At 43.9% G+C, this 16,199-nt stretch carries 12 protein-coding genes, 4 tRNA genes and 3 rRNA genes; 15 read left to right on the top strand and 4 right to left on the bottom strand.

The genetic code is table 11. The features are described 5' to 3' along the window. Window positions 1-8: 8 nt before the first annotated feature. Window positions 9-248: a sulfurtransferase TusA gene (tusA, locus tag PNEUHYL_RS11755; RefSeq protein WP_059368560.1), complete on the bottom strand. Its 240-nt coding sequence runs from the start codon at window positions 246-248 to the stop codon at window positions 9-11. Between the two features lie 111 nt (window positions 249-359). Here tusA and PNEUHYL_RS11750 point away from each other — a divergent pair, with 111 nt between their 5' ends. The 7 genes from PNEUHYL_RS11750 (at window position 360) to rrf (ending at window position 8,453) form a co-directional block, all read left to right on the top strand. Beyond that, window positions 360-980 (top strand): YigZ family protein, encoded by a 621-nt coding sequence (locus PNEUHYL_RS11750; protein WP_059368559.1) that lies wholly within the window; start codon window positions 360-362, stop codon window positions 978-980. A 2-nt stretch (window positions 981-982) separates the two neighbouring features. After that, a complete protein-coding gene (locus PNEUHYL_RS11745) occupies window positions 983-2,446 on the top strand; it encodes a TrkH family potassium uptake protein (RefSeq protein WP_059368558.1) in 1,464 nt (487 codons plus the stop codon). Next, window positions 2,446-2,961, top strand: a complete 516-nt coding sequence (hemG, locus tag PNEUHYL_RS11740; protein WP_059368557.1) for a menaquinone-dependent protoporphyrinogen IX dehydrogenase — start codon at window positions 2,446-2,448, stop codon at window positions 2,959-2,961. Before PNEUHYL_RS11745 ends, hemG begins: the two co-directional genes overlap by 1 nt. A gap of 337 nt (window positions 2,962-3,298) precedes the next feature. After that, window positions 3,299-4,834 (top strand): 16S ribosomal RNA (locus tag PNEUHYL_RS11735). A gap of 141 nt (window positions 4,835-4,975) precedes the next feature. Next, window positions 4,976-5,051: transfer RNA gene (locus tag PNEUHYL_RS11730), tRNA-Glu, on the top strand. A 215-nt stretch (window positions 5,052-5,266) separates the two neighbouring features. Further along, window positions 5,267-8,164: ribosomal RNA gene (locus tag PNEUHYL_RS11725) — 23S ribosomal RNA — on the top strand. Window positions 8,165-8,337: 173 nt separating this feature from the next. Next, window positions 8,338-8,453, top strand: a 5S ribosomal RNA gene (gene rrf, locus PNEUHYL_RS11720). The 16S, 23S and 5S rRNA genes sit together here with 1 tRNA gene alongside, the layout of an rRNA operon. A gap of 148 nt (window positions 8,454-8,601) precedes the next feature. On the opposite strand, the gene xerC is transcribed toward rrf, so the two are convergent. Beyond that, entirely contained in the window at window positions 8,602-9,489 is an 888-nt protein-coding gene (gene xerC / locus PNEUHYL_RS11715; protein WP_059368556.1) for a tyrosine recombinase XerC, read from the bottom strand. Beyond that, the gene (locus tag PNEUHYL_RS11710) at window positions 9,489-9,923 is read right to left on the bottom strand and encodes a hypothetical protein (protein ID WP_059368555.1); all 435 of its coding nucleotides are present in this window, start codon (window positions 9,921-9,923) and stop codon (window positions 9,489-9,491) included. The genes xerC and PNEUHYL_RS11710 overlap by 1 nt, the downstream gene beginning before the upstream one ends. A 173-nt stretch (window positions 9,924-10,096) precedes the next feature. On the opposite strand from PNEUHYL_RS11710, the gene tpiA reads away from it, so the two are divergent. Continuing rightward, the gene (gene tpiA / locus PNEUHYL_RS11705) at window positions 10,097-10,864 is read left to right on the top strand and encodes a triose-phosphate isomerase (RefSeq protein WP_059368554.1); all 768 of its coding nucleotides are present in this window, start codon (window positions 10,097-10,099) and stop codon (window positions 10,862-10,864) included. A gap of 49 nt (window positions 10,865-10,913) precedes the next feature. On the opposite strand, the gene PNEUHYL_RS11700 is transcribed toward tpiA, so the two are convergent. Then, window positions 10,914-11,672 (bottom strand): glycosyltransferase family 2 protein, encoded by a 759-nt coding sequence (locus PNEUHYL_RS11700; RefSeq protein ID WP_059368553.1) that lies wholly within the window; start codon window positions 11,670-11,672, stop codon window positions 10,914-10,916. A 61-nt stretch (window positions 11,673-11,733) separates the two neighbouring features. Between PNEUHYL_RS11700 and waaA the strand changes: the two genes are divergently transcribed. The 7 genes from waaA to PNEUHYL_RS11665 all read left to right on the top strand — a co-directional run bounded on the left by waaA (window position 11,734) and on the right by PNEUHYL_RS11665 (window position 16,178). Then, window positions 11,734-13,017, top strand: coding sequence for a lipid IV(A) 3-deoxy-D-manno-octulosonic acid transferase (waaA, locus tag PNEUHYL_RS11695; protein WP_059368552.1), 1,284 nt, complete (start codon window positions 11,734-11,736; stop codon window positions 13,015-13,017). Next, a complete protein-coding gene (gene coaD, locus PNEUHYL_RS11690; protein WP_059368551.1) occupies window positions 13,014-13,484 on the top strand; it encodes a pantetheine-phosphate adenylyltransferase in 471 nt (156 codons plus the stop codon). The genes waaA and coaD overlap by 4 nt, the downstream gene beginning before the upstream one ends. Next, window positions 13,481-13,693, top strand: coding sequence for a YceK/YidQ family lipoprotein (locus PNEUHYL_RS11685; RefSeq protein ID WP_059368550.1), 213 nt, complete (start codon window positions 13,481-13,483; stop codon window positions 13,691-13,693). Before coaD ends, PNEUHYL_RS11685 begins: the two co-directional genes overlap by 4 nt. 6 nt (window positions 13,694-13,699) lie before the next feature. Next, the gene (gene rep, locus PNEUHYL_RS11680) at window positions 13,700-15,712 is read left to right on the top strand and encodes a DNA helicase Rep (RefSeq protein WP_059368549.1); all 2,013 of its coding nucleotides are present in this window, start codon (window positions 13,700-13,702) and stop codon (window positions 15,710-15,712) included. Between the two features lie 145 nt (window positions 15,713-15,857). Then, window positions 15,858-15,950: transfer RNA gene (locus PNEUHYL_RS11675), tRNA-Ser, on the top strand. Between the two features lie 20 nt (window positions 15,951-15,970). After that, window positions 15,971-16,047 (top strand) — tRNA-Arg (locus PNEUHYL_RS11670). Window positions 16,048-16,101: 54 nt separating this feature from the next. Next, window positions 16,102-16,178 (top strand) — tRNA-Arg (locus tag PNEUHYL_RS11665). Window positions 16,179-16,199 lie beyond the last annotated feature (21 nt).

The following is a 16,199-nucleotide window of genomic DNA, read 5'->3' as shown; positions in this document are numbered from 1 at the left end:
ACCTATTGTTATTTCCCTTTCTTTATCCAATATTTAAACGGAGTTGTTTCCACTTCACTTCTCAGCAAGCGGTGATCCATAAATTGACAAAAACTGGGAATATCACGCGTGGTGGCAGGATCATCAGCAAGGATCAATAGCACATCGCCTTCGTTTAAATGGCGAATTGTTTTACGCACTAGCATAACGGGTTCAGGGCAACGCAAACCCAAAGTATCAAGCGTTTGGGAGATCGTAATTTCAGGCATTGATTTCTCTTTCCAAAAAATAAGGTGCATGATACCACTTATTGGGAAATTTCGACAAATCCCTATCATCAGTGATAGACTAGCGCCATTCAAATTATCTGAAGAAATATAATGGCGGAATATTTTGTGCCTCAAAGTGCGGTCGTTTTTGAAGAAGAAATTAAAAAAAGCCGCTTTATCACTTACTTACAACATACGAATGGTTTAGGCGAAGCTAAAGCATTCTGGACAAAGATCAGGCATGCTCACCCTCATGCAAGACATCATTGTTGGGCGGCAGTGGCAGGTAAACCGACGGATTCACAACAATTGGGCTTTTCAGATGATGGCGAACCGGCCGGTACGGCAGGAAAGCCAATGTTAAGTGCCTTATTAGGAAGTCATATAGGAGAAATTAGTGCCGTAGTGGTTCGTTACTACGGGGGAATTCTATTGGGAACGGGTGGTTTGGTTCGCGCTTATGGCAATGGTGTTCAACAGGCACTAAAACAGCTGAAAACGGAAATTAAAGTTGAGCGTATTCCTTTTCAATTAGATTGTGATTATGGGCAAATGGGGTTGGTACAGCTACTTTGTGACAAATATCAAATTGAGATTTTATCGCAGGATTTTCAAGTGCAAGTTCATTTAACTTTAGGTATTAGTGAAAAAACGGTTGAGCCTTTTTCAATAGAACTGGCCGAAAAATCTGCAGGTAAATTGACCGTTCAACCGTTGAAAGCAGGTAAATAATCGTGCATATTTTATCCATTATTCGAATCATTGGTATTCTCGTGATGTGCTTTTCCTGTGCCATGTTGATTCCTGCTTTTGTCGCATTAATCTACGGTGACGGTGGTGGAAAAGCCTTTATGCAAGCCTTTGCCTTGAGCTTAACGGTTGGTACGCTTTTATGGTGGCCTTGCCACCATCACAAACAAGAACTGCGTTCACGAGACGGATTTCTGATTGTGGTGGCATTTTGGTTTGTACTTGGTGGTTTAGCCACCTTACCACTGTTGCTGCTTGATACACTCCATTTAACCGTCGCATCTGCCGTATTTGAAGCGTTTTCAGGCTTAACGACAACAGGCGCGACAGTAATGACAGGGCTGGATAATCTGCCTAAAGCCTTGTTATTCTATCGCCAACTATTACAGTGGCTTGGTGGAATGGGGATTATTGTATTGGCGATTGCAATTATCCCGCTATTAGGTATTGGCGGTATGCAACTTTATCGCGCGGAAATGTCCGGTCCGATGAAAGAGCAAAAAATTCGTCCAAGGATCACCGAAACCGCCAAAATGTTGTGGGTGATTTATCTTTCACTGACGATTTCTTGTGCGTTAACTTATTGGTTGGCGGGAATGGATCCCTTTGATGCATTAACACATAGTTTTTCTACGGTATCTATTGGTGGTTTTTCGACACATGATGCCAGTATGGGCCATTTCAATAGTCCGTTGATTAATGGCATAACCATCTTATTTTTACTGATTTCCGCCTGTAATTTTGGCTTGCATTTTCGGGCGTTTTCAACGACCGGACATGAAAATTTTGTCAAAATTTATTTACGGGATCCTGAATTTCGCTTTTTTATCAGTACCCAAATAATATTGGTTACACTATGTATGTTAGTGATGTGGAATCACCGTTATTTCTCATTCTCTTGGCAAGATTTTGAACAAATACTGTTTCAAGCCGTATCAATTTCTACTACAACGGGCTATACAACGTCAGATTTTACTGTTTGGCCGTCTTTTGTACCTGTGTTATTAATTCTCGCATCTTTCATGGGAGGCTGTGCCGGCTCTGTCGGGGGCGGTTTACGAGTAGCGAGGGTATTAGTACTTTATTTACAAGGTAAACGGGAACTTAAACGTGTTGTGCATCCGAATTTAGTCTATCCCATTAAATGGGGAAAAACAGTATTGGATGAACGGGTTATTGGTAGTATCTGGGCATTTTTTTCGGCATACCTTTTAGTCTTTGTCGTTTGTTTACTGGGGGTCATTGCTTGTGGTGTAGAACCTTTCGATGCATTTAATGCCGTCTTAGCCTGTTTGAACAACCTTGGATCTGCGTTGGGTTCGGTTAGTAGCAATATGATGGCGATTCCCGACAGTGCAAAATGGATTTTAACCGTTGCAATGGTATGCGGACGTTTGGAAATTTTTACCCTGTTAGCTTTATTTACCCCTGCATTTTGGAAAGCGTAATGAAAACATTAATTCTTTATTCAAGCCATGATGGGCAAACAAAAAAAATCTCGGAATTTTTAACCGCACTTTTAAATGGTGAGGTGCTGGTCGATGCTTTACGAGAGGATTATGATATTGAAACCTTTGATCGGGTTATTATTGGCGCTTCCATACGTTATGGTCATTTTAGTAAAACCCTCGATCGTTTTGTTGTGCGTAACCGTGAGCATTTGGAGCAAAAAAGAGCTGTATTTTTTAGCGTTAATTTAACTGCTCGCAAGGAAGGTAAGGATAACCCCGAAACTAATGTATATGTGCGTAAATTTTTACAACGCACAAAATGGCAACCTAAATTGGCAGCTGTATTTGCGGGAGCATTATTATATCCACGCTATAAATGGTTTGATCGTGTGATGATCCGATTCATTATGAAAATCACCGGTGGTGAGACGGATACAACAAAAGAGATCGAATATACGGATTGGGAGAAAGTAAAGGAATTTGCTCAACGGATTAATCGGTTGGAGAAATAACCAAGATTAAGCCGAAAATTATCCGATTTGGAGGAGATTTAATCAAAGGATCATTTTTTCAAATTTTTTGCAAAAAAGTGCTTGCATTGATTTTAGATTTCCCTATAATGCGCACCACACAACGACGCGCTGTTGTGAAGTAAGAAGATTTGCCGGTGCGTCGTTATTTTTTGCTCTTTAACAACGAATCAGACAATCTGTGTGGGCACTTGTTAATAGACTTGTTGAAAATATTTTTAATTTTGAAGTCTTAATAGGTGCTTAAACTAGAAATTCATTATTACTTTTATAGTAGTGTTTATTAATAGCTAAGCAGTTTATTGAGCGATTGAACTTTGAATTGAAGAGTTTGATCATGGCTCAGATTGAACGCTGGCGGCAGGCTTAACACATGCAAGTCGAACGGTAGCAGGAAGGAAGCTTGCTTTCTTTGCTGACGAGTGGCGGACGGGTGAGTAATGCTTGGGAATCTGGCTTATGGAGGGGGATAACTGCGGGAAACTGCAGCTAATACCGCGTAAAGTCTTTGGACTAAAGGGGGCGTTTGCTCTTGCCATAAGATGAGCCCAAGTGGGATTAGGTAGTTGGTGGGGTAATGGCTCACCAAGCCGTCGATCTCTAGCTGGTCTGAGAGGATGACCAGCCACACCGGGACTGAGACACGGCCCGGACTCCTACGGGAGGCAGCAGTGGGGAATATTGCGCAATGGGGGGAACCCTGACGCAGCCATGCCGCGTGAATGAAGAAGGCCTTCGGGTTGTAAAGTTCTTTCGGTGATGAGGAAGGCAGTTTGGTTAATAGCCAAGCTGATTGACGTTAGTCACAGAAGAAGCACCGGCTAACTCCGTGCCAGCAGCCGCGGTAATACGGAGGGTGCGAGCGTTAATCGGAATAACTGGGCGTAAAGGGCACGCAGGCGGATTTTTAAGTGAGGTGTGAAAGCCCTGGGCTTAACCTGGGAATTGCATTTCAGACTGGGAATCTAGAGTACTTTAGGGAGGGGTAGAATTCCACGTGTAGCGGTGAAATGCGTAGAGATGTGGAGGAATACCGAAGGCGAAGGCAGCCCCTTGGGAATGTACTGACGCTCATGTGCGAAAGCGTGGGGAGCAAACAGGATTAGATACCCTGGTAGTCCACGCTGTAAACGCTGTCGATTTGGGGGTTGGGGTTTAACTCTGACGCCCGTAGCTAACGTGATAAATCGACCGCCTGGGGAGTACGGCCGCAAGGTTAAAACTCAAATGAATTGACGGGGGCCCGCACAAGCGGTGGAGCATGTGGTTTAATTCGATGCAACGCGAAGAACCTTACCTACTCTTGACATCCAGAGAATCCTGTAGAGATACGGGAGTGCCTTCGGGAGCTTTGAGACAGGTGCTGCATGGCTGTCGTCAGCTCGTGTTGTGAAATGTTGGGTTAAGTCCCGCAACGAGCGCAACCCTTATCCTTTGTTGCCAGCGATACGGTCGGGAACTCAAAGGAGACTGCCGGTGATAAACCGGAGGAAGGTGGGGATGACGTCAAGTCATCATGGCCCTTACGAGTAGGGCTACACACGTGCTACAATGGCGTATACAGAGGGAGGCGAAGCAGCGATGTGGAGCGAATCTCACAAAGTACGTCTAAGTCCGGATTGGAGTCTGCAACTCGACTCCATGAAGTCGGAATCGCTAGTAATCGCGAATCAGAATGTCGCGGTGAATACGTTCCCGGGCCTTGTACACACCGCCCGTCACACCATGGGAGTGGGTTGTACCAGAAGTAGATAGCTTAACCGTAAGGGGGGCGTTTACCACGGTATGATTCATGACTGGGGTGAAGTCGTAACAAGGTAACCGTAGGGGAACCTGCGGTTGGATCACCTCCTTACCGAACGAGCTATAGTAAGTGTCCACACAGATTGGCTGATATGTTGTAAACAACGTAGTGAAGAGTCCGTGACTTAAGAGCAACATCTAATTGACTCAAATAGTCTGCGTAAAGATAAGTAAAAGGGTATCTTTTATTGTTGTCCCCATCGTCTAGAGGCCTAGGACATCGCCCTTTCACGGCGGTAACCGGGGTTCGAATCCCCGTGGGGACGCCAATGAAAGATAACTTTAACGAATTATCTTCTGTTCTTTAAAAAATTGGAAACAAGCTGAAAACTGAAGAGACTTTTAAGTTCCGAAAGGAATAGAGGAAGTCTGAGTAGAAAAATCTTGACTGAAAAAAGGCAGTCAAGTGTTTAGTTGAATTAAAGATTCGCTTCAAGATGTAGGCCTGACTGAGTAGGCAGGCTGAAAACATTTGAGGTTGTATAGTTAAGTGACTAAGCGTACAAGGTGGATGCCTTGGCAATCAGAGGCGATGAAGGACGTGCTAATCTGCGAAAAGCTTGGATGAGTTGATAAGAAGCGTTTAATCCAAGATATCCGAATGGGGAAACCCGATGGATGAAGAATCCATCATTTCATTATGAATTCATAGTAATGAAAAGCAAACCGGGAGAACTGAAACATCTAAGTACCCCGAGGAAAAGAAATCAACCGAGATTCCGTGAGTAGCGGCGAGCGAAGGCGGAAGAGCCAGTAAGTGATAGTCAGTGTGTTAGGAGAATGAGCTGGGAAGCTCAACCGTAGGGGGTGATAGTCCCGTATCTTAAAACACGCTGACGGTACTAAGCTTACGATAAGTAGGGCGGGACACGTGATATCCTGTCTGAAGATGGGGGGACCATCCTCCAAGGCTAAATACTCCTGATTGACCGATAGTGAACCAGTACTGTGAAGGAAAGGCGAAAAGAACCCCGGCGAGGGGAGTGAAATAGAACCTGAAACCTTGTACGTACAAGCAGTGGGAGCCTGAAAGGGTGACTGCGTACCTTTTGTATAATGGGTCAGCGACTTATATTTTGTAGCAAGGTTAACCGAATAGGGAAGCCGAAGGGAAACCGAGTCTTAACTGGGCGATTAGTTGCAAGGTATAGACCCGAAACCCGGTGATCTAGCCATGGGCAGGTTGAAGGTTGGGTAACACTAACTGGAGGACCGAACCGACTAATGTTGAAAAATTAGCGGATGACTTGTGGCTGGGGGTGAAAGGCCAATCAAACCGGGAGATAGCTGGTTCTCCCCGAAATCTATTTAGGTAGAGCCTTGAGCGGACACCTTCGGGGGTAGAGCACTGTTTCGGCTAGGGGGCCATCCCGGCTTACCAACCCGATGCAAACTGCGAATACCGAAGAGTGATACTCAGGAGACACACGGCGGGTGCTAACGTCCGTCGTGGAGAGGGAAACAACCCAGACCGCCAGCTAAGGTCCCAAAGTGTATGTTAAGTGGGAAACGAAGTGGGAAGGCTTAGACAGCTAGGATGTTGGCTTAGAAGCAGCCACCATTTAAAGAAAGCGTAATAGCTCACTAGTCGAGTCGGCCTGCGCGGAAGATGTAACGGGGCTCAAACATAGCACCGAAGCTGCGGCATCAGGATTAATCCTGTTGGGTAGGGGAGCGTTGTGTAAGCGGATGAAGGTGTATCGGGAGGTATGCTGGACGTATCACAAGTGCGAATGCTGACATAAGTAACGATAAAACGGGTGAAAAACCCGTTCGCCGGAAGACCAAGGTTTCCTGTCCAACGTTAATCGGGGCAGGGTGAGTCGGCCCCTAAGGCGAGGCTGAAAAGCGTAGTCGATGGGAAACGGGTTAATATTCCCGTACTTGGTAAAGCTGCGATGTGGGGACGGAGCAGGTTAGGTTAGCGTGCTGTTGGATATGCACGTTTAAGTTGGTAGGTGGGGTGCTTAGGCAAATCCGGGCGCTTATTAACACCGAGAAATGATGACGAGGCCTCAAGGGGCTGAAGTAACTGATACCACACTTCCAGGAAAAGCCACTAAGCTTCAGGCTTTATTAAACCGTACTGAAAACCGACACAGGTGGTCAGGTAGAGAATACTCAGGCGCTTGAGAGAACTCGGGTGAAGGAACTAGGCAAAATAGCACCGTAACTTCGGGAGAAGGTGCGCCGGCGTAGCTTGTAGCCCCTAGCGGGTGAAGGGTGAACCGGTCGAAGATACCAGCTGGCTGCAACTGTTTATTAAAAACACAGCACTCTGCAAACACGAAAGTGGACGTATAGGGTGTGATGCCTGCCCGGTGCTGGAAGGTTAATTGATGGTGTAATCGAAAGAGAAGCTCCTGATCGAAGCCCCAGTAAACGGCGGCCGTAACTATAACGGTCCTAAGGTAGCGAAATTCCTTGTCGGGTAAGTTCCGACCTGCACGAATGGCATAATGATGGCCAGGCTGTCTCCACCCGAGACTCAGTGAAATTGAAATCGCCGTGAAGATGCGGTGTACCCGCGGCTAGACGGAAAGACCCCGTGAACCTTTACTATAGCTTGACACTGAACATTGAATTTTGATGTGTAGGATAGGTGGGAGCCTTTGAAGCGGTCACGCCAGTGATTGTGGAGGCGTCCTTGAAATACCACCCTTTAACGTTTGGTGTTCTAACGAAGATTGCGGAACGCGGTCTCGGACAGTGTCTGGTGGGTAGTTTGACTGGGGCGGTCTCCTCCCAAAGAGTAACGGAGGAGCACGAAGGTTTGCTAATGACGGTCGGACATCGTCAGGTTAGTGCAATGGTATAAGCAAGCTTAACTGCGAGACGGACAAGTCGAGCAGGTACGAAAGTAGGTCATAGTGATCCGGTGGTTCTGAATGGAAGGGCCATCGCTCAACGGATAAAAGGTACTCCGGGGATAACAGGCTGATACCGCCCAAGAGTTCATATCGACGGCGGTGTTTGGCACCTCGATGTCGGCTCATCACATCCTGGGGCTGAAGTAGGTCCCAAGGGTATGGCTGTTCGCCATTTAAAGTGGTACGCGAGCTGGGTTTAGAACGTCGTGAGACAGTTCGGTCCCTATCTGCCGTGGGCGTAGGAGAATTGAGGGGGGCTGCTCCTAGTACGAGAGGACCGGAGTGGACGCACCACTGGTGTTTCGGTTGTGTCGCCAGACGCATTGCCGAGTAGCTAAGTGCGGAAGAGATAAGTGCTGAAAGCATCTAAGCACGAAACTTGCCTCAAGATGAGTTCTCCCAGACTTAGAGTCTGTAAGGGTTGTTGGAGACGACGACGTAGATAGGTGGGGTGTGTAAGTGTAGTGATACATTGAGCTAACCCATACTAATTGCCCGAGGGGCTTAACTATACAACGCTCAAGTGTTTTTGGGTGGCTAGTGTGAAGTACAACGAATTAAAGTATACCGTAATCAGTCATCAGCTTGTATCCGATAGAACAGATGAAAAAGATAAAAGAGATAAAACGAGATAAAAAGATAGAACAAGATAAAACTTGAAGAGAAGAAGTTATCGAAGAATTATCCCGGCGGCGAGAGTGCAGTGGTTCCACCTGAATCCATCCCGAACTCAGAAGTGAAATGCTGTAATGCCGATGGTAGTGTGGGGTATCCCCATGTGAGAGTAGGGCACTGCCGGATTTTAATTATATCATCCCCTGAATCGAGAGGTTCAGGGGTTTTTGTTATATGTAGAAAATGTTCTTTATACATTTTTAGTTAGCCAAAATACAGTTTTGAAAGATATCAAATTTTCATTTTCACAAATAACGTTAAAATCAACCGCACTTTACTTTTTACGTTTCGCACGAGGATGTGCTTGATCGTAAACATCGGCAAGGTGCTTAAAATTAAGATGAGTATAAATTTGAGTTGTTGAAAGATTGCTATGACCGAGCAACTCTTGCACTGCACGGAGATCGGAGCTGGCTTCCAACATATGGGTTGCAAAGGAATGGCGAAGTTTATGTGGATTGAGATGGCTATTTAACCCTTGGCGAATCCCCCAAGTTTCCAAGCGTTTTTGGATAGAACGATGAGAAATACGATTCCCTAACTGGCTCACAAATAAGGCCTCATCTTTTGGATTAAATAATAATCGCACTTTTAACCATTGCTGTATCGCATGGGAGGCATAACGTCCGAAAGGCACGATACGTTCTTTATTTCCTTTTCCCAAAACCCGTACTTCACGAGTGCGAGTATTAATACTATTTAAGTTTAACCCTTGTAATTCCGATAAACGTAAGCCTGAACTATACATTAATTCCAAAATGGCACGATCACGAATATCAATGGGCTCTTTACTATCATTGGCAAGTAATTGTTGAACCTGATCACCATCGATATTTTTGGGTAAATGCTTACTTTGTTTTGGTGCTGAAATGCCGATAGCAGGGTTTACCTTTAATTTTCCCTGTTGAATTAAATAGTTAAAAAATTGGCGTATGGCGGATAGACGCAAAGCCAGACTTTTTTCTTTAAGTCCCGCTTTTTTGCTTTGTGCTAAGATAAAACGCACTACACTTGGTGTAATTTGTTGCCAATCTCGAATACCTTGTTCTACAAGCAGTGCTACCACTGCCTCAAGCTGACGTTGATAATTGCTGAGAGTGTGAGGGCTGACTTGGCGTTCAATACGCAAATAACCCCAGTAAGATTGCAGATCTGTAAACATTACAAAGTCAATTCAAATAGGCTTTTTTTAGGATTTAATTTAAAACCTTCTTGTTCCAATAGTTCATGTTGCTCCTGTCCCAATTCTGCCACTAAACGATTTGATTGGGTATAAAGCACAAAATCCTTTGCTTTGGAAATCAGAGCTGCATAAATATCGGTTTGTTGAGGGCAATTAACAACGTAAATATCAGTCAGCTGCCAATAACGTTGTAATTGTAGTGATGATAGGCGTGGATAAAGCTGGATAAACCCTACGGCTTCATCTTGTGAATTGACAGCAATAAAGAAGAGGCTTTCATTAAAGCGGATACGGTTGGTTAAGAACGTTAAAGTGCGGTCAGGATTTTCCGTCATTCCATGCGCGAGACGATAATGTTCAAAAAGGGGTAAAAGTACCTCAATATTCCATTGTTCTGCTTTAAAAATCTTCATTTTAATAAAATCGGTTAATTTTTATTGATTCTATGTCGTAGATTGTAGCTTTTTCACGCTGAAGAATCACGCGCTCAGCAAAAAAATTTTCAAATTTATGATTTTGAACAAAGAATCAAGGCGAAAATTTGATATAGTAACCGCATTTATTTAATTAATATGGAGAAATAAAAATGGCACGTCGTCCTTTAGTAATGGGTAACTGGAAGTTAAATGGTAGCAAAGCGTTTACCAAAGAATTAATCGAAAATTTAAAAGTAGAACTCGCTGATGTGAACGGTTGTGATGTAGCAATCGCTCCTCCGGTGATGTATTTAGCGGAAGCGGAAAGCGCACTAACCGGCAGTAAAATCGCGCTTGGTGCACAAAATGTCGATGTAAATGTGCAAGGTGCATTTACCGGGGATATTTCAACGGAAATGTTAAAAGATTTTGGTGCGAAATATATTATTATCGGTCACTCCGAGCGTCGTACTTATCACAAAGAAAGCGATGAATTTATCGCGAAAAAATTCGATGCATTAAAAAAAGCAGGTTTAGTCCCGGTGTTGTGTATCGGTGAATCTGAGGCAGAAAATGAAGCAGGTAAAACCGAAGAAGTGTGCGCGAGTCAAATTGATGCCGTCATTAATGCGTTAGGCGTGGAAGCGTTTAATGGCGCAGTGATTGCCTATGAGCCAATTTGGGCAATCGGTACCGGTAAGTCTGCTACTCCGGCGCAGGCACAAGCCATTCATGCCTTTATTCGCGGTCATATTGCTGCCAAATCTCAAGCGGTAGCAGATCAAGTGATCATTCAATATGGTGGCTCTGTAAATGATGCGAACGCAGCGGAATTGTTTACTCAACCGGATATTGATGGTGCGTTAGTGGGTGGGGCGTCACTTAAAGCGCCGGCATTTGCCGTGATCGTGAAAGCGGCAGAGGCTGCAAAAAATTAGTTTTTATCATTAGAAATGAAAAGTGCGGTTGATTTTAACCGCACTTTTTTTAGTGTTGTTCTCTTTCCCACAAATCGGCATATTTTACAAAGGTAGAATGCGCAGAAAGTACTGCAAGCAAAAAGCCTTGTTTCCCGTCTAAAAAGCCGGCTTTTAAAATATACATTTTTATAAAACAGCTGAGCCCATGCGCGACCCCTTGCCAAAGTGTGGCTTTTTTACCCTTTGCTTGACGTTGATCCGCCCAAGCTTTAGCGTAACCGGCAGATTTTACTAAGTAATGATGAAGATTTTTATAAGTGAAATGTTCTAAATCGCCCGCTAATCGCTCAACACGGGTATTGTTCGGATAGCAGACTTTTTCGTGAACTAAGGAATCGTTGTAGCCGGCATAATGAGTGCGATATAGACGAACGACATAATCCGGATACCAGCCGGAATGGCGAATTTTACGCCCGAATACTTCGCTTATGCGTGGGATTTCAAACACCGTATTTTCTGGATTTTGTTGTACGGCACGTTGGATCGATTGGCGTAGTTCCGGTGTTACGCGTTCATCGGCATCCAACCAAAGTACATAGTCGGAAGTGACATACTGTTGTGCGATTTGGCGTTGTTTGCCAAAACCGGGCCAGTCGGTATTTTCGTAGAATTTTGCCTCATAGCTTAGCGCAATTTCTTTTGTATTATCGGTACTACCTGAATCTAAAATGACGATTTCATCTACCCAATCTTTCACTGTGTCTAAGCATAGTGCAAGATCCTGTGCCTCGTTTTTTACAATCATTGCGACGCTAATTGTTGGCATATTTTGATTCCTTTTTTGCTATACTACTGAAAATTTTTTCAAGTATAACCGAATTTAATTTATGTGGCGTTTTTTTTATACCTGTCTAATGTATTTGATTCAGCCGTTAGTTCTGCTTTTTATGTGGGGGCGTGGCTTTAAAGCGCCGGATTATCGGAAAAGATGGGGAGAGCGTTACGGTTTTTATCATCACTTAGTCGCACCGGCACCTCATGGCATTGTTATCCATGCCGCCTCTGTCGGTGAAGTGATTGCAGCAACACCTTTAGTACGTCGGATTCAACAGGATTACCCTGATTTATCGATTACCTTTACTACTGTCACGCCAACCGGCTCCGAACGGGTTAAAGCGGCTTTTGGTGAAAGCGTAACGCACTGTTATTTACCCTATGATTTACCCTACTCAATTAATCGTTTCATTGATTTTATTCAACCAAAACTTTGTATTGTTATTGAAACCGAGCTGTGGCCGAATTTAATCCGACAACTGTACTGCCGTGATATTCCCTTTGTTGTGGCAAATGCCCGTTTATCTTCCCGTTCAGCCAGACGTTACGGCAAAGTGAGAGCTCGTTTACAAAATATGTGGTCTCAAATTAGTTTGATTGCTCCGCAAGATCAAATTAGCGAGAAACGTTTTCTTGAATTGGGTTATCCTCAAGATAAACTTAAACCGACGGGTAATATTAAATATGATCTAACAGTTAACCAAGCGCTACTTGAACAAATTCAAATATTGCGTGACCAATGGGCAAAAAAACGTCAAATTTGGATAGCTGCGAGTACGCATGAGGGGGAAGAAGAGATTATTTTACAGGCACATCGTCAGCTGCTTGACAAATATCCTGATTTACTTTTATTGCTCGTACCGCGCCATCCTGAACGATTTAACTCGGTAGCCGCATTGATCCAAAAAGAAAAGTTTCAATTTATTCGTCGTTCGACCGGTGAATTGCCGAATGCAAATACTCAGCTGATTTTAGGCGATACAATGGGAGAAATGATGTTGATGTATGGTATTTCTGACATTGCTTTTGTGGGGGGAAGTCTGGTCAAACACGGTGGGCATAACCCGCTTGAACCGTTGGCATTTAAAATACCTGTGATTAGCGGAAAGCACACCTTTAATTTTCCGGAAGTTTTTAGAACACTTGTTGAAATGCAAGGGGTATTAGAGGTTAATTCAACTGTTAAGGCATTAGAACGAGCGGTAGAAGCATTGCTTAGCTCAAAAGAAGCCCGTTTGCGTTTAGGCCATGCCGGTTATGAAGTATTAATGGAAAATCGCGGCGCATTATCACGTTTATTTGATTTATTAAAGCCTTATTTGGAGCGTAAAGTATGACAACGGTGATTTACCCGGGCACTTTTGATCCTATTACCAATGGGCATCTGAATATTATTGAAAGAAGTGCGGTCATTTTTCCCAAAGTTTTGGTGGCAGTGGCAAATAGCCCAAGTAAAAAGCCATTGTTTTCTTTAGACGAACGTGTTGAGCTGGTTCGTCAATCTGTCGCACATCTACCTAATGTTAATGTATTCGGCTTTTCCGATTTATTGGCGAATGTTATTAAATCCCGTAATGTTGCTGCGATTATCCGTGGTGTGCGAACGACAACCGATTTTGAATACGAACTTCAACTGGCGGCATTAAACCGATTACTGACCAAAGGGGGGGAAACGATGTTTTTCCCGCCTGATGAAAAATGGGCGTTTGTCTCATCCACTATCGTGCGTGAAATTTATTTGCACGGTGGTGATGTGACCGAGCTCGTCCCAACGACAGTGTTAAATGCCTTACAAGCGCGATGAGAAAAATAGCTTTTATTTTAACCGCACTTTTTGTCTTATCCGGCTGTGGTACAGTGGTGAAATTGGTTGATCCTTCGGAAGACTATACTGCCTATGCCGGTGTCGCCTATGATCTGGAAATGGCGAAAAAATGGGGCTTACCGATTTTGGATTTGCCCCTGTCCTTTTTATTAGATACCGTTTTACTGCCCTCTGTATGGGCGCAATGACTAATGATGAAACTTAATCCCCAACAACAACAGGCGGTGGAATATGTTACCGGCCCTTGCTTGGTGCTTGCCGGTGCAGGTTCCGGCAAAACCCGTGTCATTATTAATAAAATTGCCCACTTAATTGAAAAGTGCGGTTATTTGCCGAAACATATTGCAGCGGTGACCTTCACCAATAAAGCAGCCCGAGAAATGAAAGAGCGGGTGGCGCATTCCATTGGAAAAGAACGAGCCAAAGGTTTGACGGTTTCTACCTTTCATACTCTCGGTTTTGACATTATCAAACGGGAATACAAGGCGTTAGGTTTCAAAGCTAATATGACATTGTTTGATGAACATGATCAATTTGCCTTGTTAAAAGAACTCACAGCAGATGTGTTGAAAGAAGACAAAGATCTGCTGCGTGAATTAATTTCTGTGATTTCCAACTGGAAAAACGATTTAGTTTCACCTCAGCAAGCTTTTTCCTTAGCTCGGGAGGCGAAATATCAAACCTTTGCCAAATGTTATGAACGTTATACCGAGCAACTTCGAGCCTACAATGCGTTGGATTTTGACGATTTGATCATGTTTCCCACTTTGTTATTCAAACAAAATGGAGAAGTGCGGTCAAAATGGCAGGAAAAAATTCGCTATTTGTTGGTGGACGAATATCAAGACACTAACACCAGTCAATATGAGTTGATTAAACTCTTGGTCGGGGATCGTGCCTGTTTTACTGTGGTGGGGGATGACGACCAATCTATTTATTCATGGCGTGGCGCGAGACCGGAGAATATGGTGCGTTTGCGTGATGATTTTCCGCATTTACAAGTGATTAAATTAGAACAAAACTACCGTTCCACCCAACGTATTTTACATTGCGCCAATATTTTGATTGATAACAATGAACATGTATTCGACAAAAAATTGTTCTCAAATATCGGTGAAGGTGAAAAATTACTGGTGATTGAAGCAAAAAATGAAGAACATGAGGCTGAGCGTATTGTTGCCGAATTGATTGCCCATCGTTTTAGCCGCAAGACAAAATATAAGGATTACGCCATTTTGTATCGTGGCAATCATCAATCTCGCTTATTGGAAAAAGTGCTGATGCAAAATCGCATTCCTTATAGAATTTCCGGTGGCACTTCTTTTTTCTCCCGAACGGAAATTAAGGATATGATGGCATACTTGCGTTTAGTGGTGAATCAAGATGACGATGCGGCATTTTTACGTATCGTAAATACGCCCAAACGTGAAATTGGTACGGTAACGCTGCAAAAACTAGGGGAGCTTGCACAGGAAAAACACATTAGCTTGTTTGATGCGATTTTTGAGTTTGAACTTGTTCAACGGGTGACACCGAAAGCCTATGACGCACTACAAAAATTTGGGCGTTGGGTGGTGGAATTAAACGATGAAGTGCAACGTTCGGAACCGGAGAGCGCAGTGCGTGCAATGCTGTCTGCTATTCATTATGAAGAATATTTGTATGAATATGCCACAACGCCAAAAGCCGCAGAAATGCAGAGTAAAAATGTTGCCACGCTGTTTGACTGGGTGGCGGATATGCTGAAAGGCGATGAAACAAACGAACCGATGAACCTTAATCAAGTCGTTACCCGTTTAATTTTAAGAGATATGTTAGAGCGGGGAGAAGATGACGAAGACAGCGACCAAGTTCAATTAATGACCTTGCACGCTTCGAAAGGCTTGGAATTTCCCTATGTGTATTTGATTGGGATGGAAGAAGGGATTTTGCCGCATCAAACCAATATTGATGAAGATAATGTGGAGGAAGAGCGCCGTTTGGCTTATGTGGGGATCACGCGGGCACAGAAAGCATTAACCTTTTCCTTATGTCGTGAACGCCGTCAATATGGTGAGCTTATTCGTCCGGAACCTAGCCGATTCTTAGCAGAATTACCTCACGATGATGTACTTTGGGAACGGGATAAACCTAAACTGACAGCGGAACAAAAACAGCAGCAGACACAAAGTCAGTTGGATCGTTTACGTTCTATTTTGAATGGTTAAAAGTGCGGTCGGAAAAACGAAAGTTTTACTAAGCGCACTTTATTTACACAATCTGAAGATAAAATATTCAAACGCATTACCTTTTTCAAAAAAGGGTTTGACATATTTTCAAAAAAACGTATCATACCGCCCACACACCGATTGTGGTGAGATGGCCGAGAGGCTGAAGGCGCTCCCCTGCTAAGGGAGTATGGGGTCAAAAACTCCATCGAGGGTTCGAATCCCTCTCTCACCGCCATTTGTGGTTTTATTTATTCTGCACCCGTAGCTCAGCTGGATAGAGTACTCGGCTACGAACCGAGCGGTCAGAGGTTCGAATCCTCTCGGGTGCGCCATTTTAAAGCGATTCTATCTTCTAAAATGGTCAAGAATAGTTAAAACGTCACTACGCACCCGTAGCTCAGCTGGATAGAGTACTCGGCTACGAACCGAGCGGTCAAAGGTTCGAATCCTTTCGGGTGCGCCATTTCCCTTATTCTACAAATAA

This window comes from Rodentibacter caecimuris (assembly GCF_001019715.1).
Taxonomy (GTDB): domain Bacteria; phylum Pseudomonadota; class Gammaproteobacteria; order Enterobacterales; family Pasteurellaceae; genus Rodentibacter; species Rodentibacter caecimuris.
The sequence above is the reverse complement of the archived record's forward strand: the minus strand, read 5'-3'. Positions and strand labels throughout refer to the sequence as shown.

What these genes read in the sequence shown, in the direction of transcription:
- rep (WP_059368549.1), top strand. Translation starts at nt 13,700, where the DNA reads ATGAAACTTAATCCCCAACAACAACAGGCGGTGGAATATGTTACCGGC.
- xerC (WP_059368556.1), bottom strand. Translation starts at nt 9,489, where the DNA reads ATGTTTACAGATCTGCAATCTTACTGGGGTTATTTGCGTATTGAACGC.
- tusA (WP_059368560.1), bottom strand. Translation starts at nt 248, where the DNA reads ATGCCTGAAATTACGATCTCCCAAACGCTTGATACTTTGGGTTTGCGT.
- coaD (WP_059368551.1), top strand. Translation starts at nt 13,014, where the DNA reads ATGACAACGGTGATTTACCCGGGCACTTTTGATCCTATTACCAATGGG.
- PNEUHYL_RS11750 (WP_059368559.1), top strand. Translation starts at nt 360, where the DNA reads ATGGCGGAATATTTTGTGCCTCAAAGTGCGGTCGTTTTTGAAGAAGAA.
- waaA (WP_059368552.1), top strand. Translation starts at nt 11,734, where the DNA reads ATGTGGCGTTTTTTTTATACCTGTCTAATGTATTTGATTCAGCCGTTA.
- PNEUHYL_RS11685 (WP_059368550.1), top strand. Translation starts at nt 13,481, where the DNA reads ATGAGAAAAATAGCTTTTATTTTAACCGCACTTTTTGTCTTATCCGGC.
- hemG (WP_059368557.1), top strand. Translation starts at nt 2,446, where the DNA reads ATGAAAACATTAATTCTTTATTCAAGCCATGATGGGCAAACAAAAAAA.
- tpiA (WP_059368554.1), top strand. Translation starts at nt 10,097, where the DNA reads ATGGCACGTCGTCCTTTAGTAATGGGTAACTGGAAGTTAAATGGTAGC.
- PNEUHYL_RS11710 (WP_059368555.1), bottom strand. Translation starts at nt 9,923, where the DNA reads ATGAAGATTTTTAAAGCAGAACAATGGAATATTGAGGTACTTTTACCC.
- PNEUHYL_RS11700 (WP_059368553.1), bottom strand. Translation starts at nt 11,672, where the DNA reads ATGCCAACAATTAGCGTCGCAATGATTGTAAAAAACGAGGCACAGGAT.